This window comes from Micromonospora sp. NPDC049580 (assembly GCF_040675595.1).
In the GTDB taxonomy this organism is placed as follows: Bacteria; Actinomycetota; Actinomycetes; order Mycobacteriales; family Micromonosporaceae; genus Micromonospora.
Genome location: NZ_JBFAPG010000478.1, coordinates 1 through 4882, shown reverse-complemented (window position 1 = coordinate 4882; position 4882 = coordinate 1). Strand labels below are relative to the sequence as shown.

3 protein-coding genes and 2 pseudogenes are annotated in these 4882 nt (G+C 74.0%); all 5 read left to right on the top strand.

Going from position 1 to position 4882, the window contains the following annotated elements; genetic code table 11:
* Window positions 1-835, top strand: a pseudogene (locus tag AB0J68_RS27260) (hypothetical protein); the annotation flags it as partial.
* Window positions 836-930: 95 nt separating this feature from the next.
* Entirely contained in the window at window positions 931-1482 is a 552-nt protein-coding gene (locus AB0J68_RS27255) for an acyltransferase (protein ID WP_354862968.1), read from the top strand.
* Complete coding sequence (locus AB0J68_RS27250) at window positions 1475-3073, top strand: lipopolysaccharide biosynthesis protein (protein WP_363941181.1); 1599 nt, start codon at window positions 1475-1477, stop codon at window positions 3071-3073. The genes AB0J68_RS27255 and AB0J68_RS27250 overlap by 8 nt, the downstream gene beginning before the upstream one ends.
* Window positions 3074-3169: 96 nt before the next feature.
* Window positions 3170-4438 carry an O-antigen ligase family protein gene (locus tag AB0J68_RS27245; RefSeq protein WP_354862972.1) on the top strand — a complete coding sequence of 423 codons (1269 nt, stop codon included), beginning with the start codon at window positions 3170-3172 and terminating at the stop codon, window positions 4436-4438.
* A pseudogene (locus AB0J68_RS27240) lies at window positions 4435-4882 on the top strand (lipopolysaccharide biosynthesis protein); the annotation flags it as partial. The gene AB0J68_RS27245 and the pseudogene AB0J68_RS27240, both read left to right, overlap by 4 nt.

Sequence of the window (4882 nt, the reverse complement as noted above, 5' to 3'; positions counted from 1 at the left end):
CCCGGCCACCGGCCTGCCGGTGAACTGGAACCCGCGCCGCAGCGGCAGCGCCTCGATGCCCGCCGGCACCACCGCCTGGGGTTCCGCGGTGCCGGTGCTCTGGCGCGGCTCGGACGGCCTCTACTTCGGGCACAACTCCGACGGCATGGGCGAGGAGTACCACGGGCGGCTCGGCATGTTCCCGCTCGCCGGCGGGCGTACGTTCACCGCGAAGAACCCGCCGTCGGCGACCACCGGCAACCTCTACCTGGCCACCGCCCCGGGCGCCGTGACCAAGGTGCCGTTCGACGGCGCCGCGCTGGGCACCTCGACCGTGGTCAGCCAGCCCGCCTACACCGCGGCCGGCGCGACCTGGCGGGTCGACGACCGGATCTACTGGGCGCACACCGTCGCGGGTACGCCCACCGGCAGCCGGATCGACGTCTCGCTGTTCAACGGCGGCGCGATCGGGTCGCCGTGGGAGGCGTCCGGCTACAACGACTGGTTCAACCCGGCGCTGCTGACCGGGGCCTTCTACCTCGACGGCCGGCTCTACTACACCCGGACCGGCACCAACAACCTCTACTACCGCTACTTCGAGATCGACGGCAACTATCTGGGCGCCACCGAGTTCGCGCTGCCCACCACCGGTGTCACCTGGTCGGCTGTGCGCGGCATGGCCTGGGTCGGCGGTCGGATCGTCTACGGTGCCACCGACGGCACGCTGCGCAGCGTGCCGTTCGACCCGACGGCCGCGCCGACCGCCGTGGTCAACGGCGCCACGGCGACGGTCATCGCCACAGCGGCGCCCGAGTTGTCCTGGTCTACCCCCTCGATGTTCTTCTCCGTGCAGTAACGGTCAACCGTTGGTAACGGAGCATCGGTAGATTGTTCGCGTTGGGTCGGCGGCGGGACCACCGCCGCCGACCCCACGATGTGGGGGAGGGGTCGTTGGTCGGCGCCGCTGGCATCCGCGCGAAACGCGCCGTGCACCTGGTCTTCGCGCTCAAACGCGCGTGGTACAGGCTGCGCTACCGCCGGCTCACGCTCGGCCGGGACGTGGAGATCCGAGGTCGGATCCGGCTGCGCCGGGGCGTACGGGTCAGCATCGGCGACCGGAGCCGCCTCAACAAACTGGTCCGCTTCGCCGGCCCCGGCGAGGTGCGCATCGGCGCCGACTGTCTGCTCAACGCCACCTGGATCGGCACCTGGACGTCGGTGACGGTGGGAGACCGGTGCCTCCTGTCCGACTGCGAACTCCTCGACAACGACTTCCACAACCTGCCGCCCGAGCAGCGGCACGCCCCGCCCGGCCCGGCCACGCGCGCCCCGATCGTCCTCGAGGACAACGTGTGGATCGGCGCGCACGCACTGGTCCTCAAGGGGGTCCGGGTCGGCCGGAACAGCGTCGTGGGCGCCGCGACGGTGGTGCGCGCGGACGTGCCACCGGGCGTCGTCGTCGTCGGCAATCCTCAACAGACGGTGAAGAAGTTCCATGACTGACACGACGCCCGCCTCCTGGCCGACGGACGGCCCGTCCGCCGGCACCGCCCGTACCGTCACGCTCACCGACCTGCTGCGGGTGCCGATGCACCGGCTGCGGCTGGTGGTCGCGGTGGCCCTGGTCGGCCTGCTCGCCGCCCTCGGCTACGTGCTGCTCGTGCCGGCGGCGGTGACCGCGAGCGCGGTGGTGGCGGTCCGCCCGGTGGTCACCGACGCCTTCACCCCCAGCGGTGCGGGTGCCGACCGCGCCGTCAACATGAACGTGGAGAGCGGTCTCGCCACCGGCACCCAGGTGGTTCAACGTCTCGCCGACGCCGCCGGCGGCGACCCGCGCGAGATCCGCAACGCCCTTGAGGTCGAGGTCCCCACCGGCGGGCAGATCCTGCGCTTCAGCTACCAGGCGCCCGACGCGCAGCGGGCGGTGCAGGGCGCCAACCTCGCCGCGCAGGCGTACCTCGACGTGCGGCGCACCATGTACGAGCAGCAGCGCGCCGAGATGCTGCGCTCCTACGACGCCAGCATCACCAAGGTCGCCGCCCAGCAGGTCGCCGTCCAGAAGCGGGTGAGCAGCGCCAAGGGCACCGCCGCCGGCGACGCAGCGCTGGCCGAACTGTCCGGCATCAACAACCAGCTCACCCAGCTCAACGCCGCCCGTACCGAGATCGCCGCGGTCGACGTCAACCCCGGCTGGGTAACCCAGACCGCCGAGCGGGCACTGGCCACCTCCGCCGGGCATCGGCCGCTCTACCTGGTCGCCGGTTTGCTCGGCGGCGCGCTGCTCGGCGTCGTGCTGGCGTACGCCTGGGAGTCGACCGACCGGCGGGTCCGCTCGGTCAACGACGGTCGGGACGCCAGCGGCCTGCCGCTGCTCGGCACGGTGCGTCGGCCGGCGTTTCGGGGCAGCCCCCGGGCCGTCGACGCGGACATCCGCTACGTGGCGATGGCGGTCGCCGAGCGGGTCCGCCAACCGGCCCGGGTCGCGCTGGTCACCGCCCGGGAAGACGCCACGGCACTCACCGCCGGGCTGGCCGTGGCGCTCGCCGCCGACGGCCGGGAGGTCTTCGTCGCCGACGACAGCGGACGCGTCGAGCGCCTGCGCGCCGCAGTCCTCGCCGACCGCGGGCGGCTGCCCGTCGACCCGTCCCGGCCGCTGGTGCCCAAGCCCCGCCCGGCCGGCGCTCCGAGCCCGGCCGGCGCCACCGCGGAGAGCCCGGCGCCTCGGCGGCCCTCCCCGCACCCGCCCGGCGCCCGTCCGTCCACCGACCCGGACGCCACGCTGACCCTGCCCCGGGTGACGTCCGGCCACGCCGAAAACGGCCGGCCGACGTCGGCGGACGAGGTGACCGTGGGGGTGGGCAGCGTCCGCTTCGGCACCTGGCGGCAGGGCGCGGACCACGGGCTGGTGCTGTTCAACGCCCCACCTGCGGAGTCCGACGAGCGTGGCGTGGCGGTGGCCCGCCAGGGCAGCGCCGTGGTGGTCATCGAGCGGGACCGCACCCGGCAGAGTGACCTGCGGCGGCTCGTCGAGCGGCTACGCGCCGCCGGGGTCACCCCGCTGGGCTTCGTGCTCACCCGCAACGGCCGGGTCTGACCGGTGTCGCTCACCCGCGCCCCGGCGACCGAGCCGCCACCCGGCGACGCCGCCGCCCCCCTCGGGCCGGCGCCACCGCCCCCGCCCCCCGCCCGGCTGCCGCTCTGGCCGCTGGCGCTGATGTTCGGGCTGGTGCCGCTCTGGTGGTCGCTCGGGGCCTTCTACCTGGGCTGGCCGCTGCTGGGCGCGCTGCTGCTCGCATTGCTGCTCACCCGGGGTCGGGTGCCGCTGCCGCCGGCCGCCGGCAGCTGGCTGCTGTTCCTGGCCATCGTGGTCGTCAGCGCCACCCAACTGTCCTCGCCGGCCTCGCTGCTGACGTTCGCCCTGCGGTTGGCCTTCTACCTGACCGCGCTGGTGGTCGGGGTCTATGTCTACGCCGCCGCTCGGGAACGCGCCGACCTGGTGGCGGTGCTCACCCCGCTCTGCGCGTTCTGGTTCGCTCTGGTGGTGCTGGGCTGGCTCGGGGTGCTGGTGCCCCGGCTGGCGATGACCACCCCGATGGAGGTGCTGCTGCCCGCCGGCGTGGCTCGTACCCCGTTCATCCAGGACATGGTGCACCTGACCACCGCGGAGTACAGCGAGCGCTCGCTCAACCCGATCTACCGGCCGGCCGCGCCGTTCTCGTACACCAACAACTACGGCAGCGCGTACGCCATGACCCTGCCCTGTGTGGTGGCGTACACCATGCTGCGCCGTCGGGGTCTGCTGCGCTGGATGCTGCTGGCGTCCCTGCCGCTGTCGCTGGCGCCGGCGTTCCTCACGCTGAATCGGGCGATGTTCCTCAGCCTGGGCGCCGGGCTCGCGGTGCTCGGGGTGCGGGCCAGCATGCGCGGCAACGTCCGGGTCGCCGCGTCCATCGTCGGCGTGGTCGTGATCGGCGCGCTGGCCACCCTGGTCATCCCGATCACCGACCTGATCAGCCAGCGGGTCGATTCCAGTGACACCAACACGGACCGCCTGTCGCTCTACACGGAGGTGATCCGCCGTGTGCAGGATTCGCCGTGGCTGGGCTACGGCGCTCCGGTGAACGTGGACACGGTCTCCGCGGCCGCGCCGATCGGCACCCAGGGGCAGCTGTGGATGGTGTTGTTCAGCCACGGCGTACCGGCGCTGGTGTGTTTTCTGGCCTGGTTCGTCGCCGCCGCGGTGATCTGCGCGCGGGCGACCTCGGCGGCCGGGCAGTGGCTGGCGGTGGTGCCGGTGGTCTGCCTCGTGCAGGTCCCGTTCTACGGCATGGCCAACCAGAACCTGTCGGTCGCGTTCTTCGCGGTCGCCTTCGCCATGGCGCTCGCCGAACGGGAACGGCTGGCGAGCGCGCAGCGGCAGGGCCCGCCGCGCCCGCCGGGTACGGCGGTGCCGGCATGACCGCCGCCACCCGGCCACCGGCCGGCGCCGGCCCCGACGGCCCGCACCGCTCGGGCGCGGGCGCTGCCGGCACGGTCGACATCGGCGCGGCGGAGACGCGCCGCAGCGCCCGCAGCGGCGTGGCCGGCCTGCTCGGCGCCGCCACCAGCGGACTGTTCGGCTTCGTGCTGGCCGTGGTGATCACCCGGGGGTACGGAACGGCCGGCGCGGGCGCGTTCTTCGCCGCCATCGGCGTGGTCACCGTGGCCACCGCGGTCTGCACGCTGGGCGCGGAGACCGGTCTGATGTGGGCGCTGCCCCGGCGTCGTCTCGGAGTCCGGGGGGACGCGGCCCGGGTGCTTCCGGTGGCGCTGATCCCCCCGCTGCTGGCCGGGCTCGTGGTCGCCGGCGTCGGAGCGCTGAGCGCCGACGCGCTCGCCCCCCGACTGCTGCGGGGCTCGGGCG

Bases quoted from the DNA above. Each gene is read 5' to 3' on its own strand.
- AB0J68_RS27250 (WP_363941181.1), top strand. From the start codon at position 1,475: ATGACTGACACGACGCCCGCCTCCTGGCCGACGGACGGCCCGTCCGCC.